At 66.6% G+C, this 850-nt stretch carries 2 protein-coding genes; both read right to left on the bottom strand.

What is annotated here, in order from left to right; all coding sequences use genetic code 11:
• Positions 1-76 precede the first annotated feature (76 nt).
• The gene (locus QMK24_RS41360) at positions 77-397 is read right to left on the bottom strand and encodes a hypothetical protein (RefSeq protein ID WP_283472070.1); all 321 of its coding nucleotides are present in this window, start codon (positions 395-397) and stop codon (positions 77-79) included.
• Positions 398-460: 63 nt separating this feature from the next.
• Positions 461-742: an SPDY domain-containing protein gene (locus QMK24_RS41355; RefSeq protein WP_283472069.1), complete on the bottom strand. Its 282-nt coding sequence runs from the start codon at positions 740-742 to the stop codon at positions 461-463.
• Between the last annotated feature and the right edge of the window lie 108 nt (positions 743-850).

The raw sequence follows: 850 nt of genomic DNA, 5'->3' as shown, positions 1-850 counted from the left end.
CTCGTCACGCTCCGTATGCTGATTCGCCGAGCGACGAGCCGCTATCGCTGGGACGGCCGCCCCACCACCCGGCGGCTCAAGTGATCCATTTGCCGGTCGGTCTAAGTGATCGGTCAGCGTGGCGGTTGAGCTGGGCCATCAGCTCGCGGGCGGCGGCGAGGTCGTCGCCCTGATCCTCGAGCTTGAGTTCCAGGTCGATGACCTGCTGTTCGAGGGTGGTGATCTGGACCTGGAGCTGTTCGATGTCATCGGGTCCGCCAATGCTGGCCTCGCGCCAGACCTGCTCGCCCAGGACTACGCTGGGCCAGGCTTCGAGGTGCCGGATGCGTGCGGCAAGGCGGGCTGTGCGGCGACTCGGCCCACCGCACCGTTTGGCCAGGTCAACGGGTTGTGTCATCAACCCTCCCATGCCCGAGACAACGAGCGGAACTTGGCCGTGGTTTGGGCATAGCGCTGGCGGTCACCGTGTATGGCTGGTTGCGTGGCCGGCCGCGCCCCCTGGGATAGCCGGCGACCTGGTGCTGAGGCTCGCTTTGCGTTCGCTACCCGTGATCTGTGCCTGGCGGGTGCCGGTGCCGTGGGCGAGGTTGTCGGCGAGGTTGGCCAGTAGCGAGCTCGGGGTGTGCGGGGATGCCGTGAGGGTCCAGGTGGGTCGGTCGGGGATTGGGCCGGCCCAGATGGTCCAGGTGGCGAGGTTTCGCGTCGGGTGCTGGGCGGCGAAGGCTGAGAGCGGACAGCGCAAGATCCTTGTAGGCGGACATTTTGGATCCCGCTTGGCGGACAGCTGATCTCCCTGTCGGTACGGCCGTTCGTGTGCTTTCGAACCCAGGTACCGAACTGGTGATCCCTC

The organism is Streptomyces sp. PH10-H1 (assembly GCF_030063355.1).
Taxonomy (GTDB): domain Bacteria; phylum Actinomycetota; class Actinomycetes; order Streptomycetales; family Streptomycetaceae; genus Actinacidiphila.
This window is presented reverse-complemented; position numbering and strand designations above follow the sequence as displayed.

Coding starts and splice junctions, on each gene's coding strand:
- QMK24_RS41360 (WP_283472070.1), bottom strand. CDS start 397: ATGACACAACCCGTTGACCTGGCCAAACGGTGCGGTGGGCCGAGTCGC.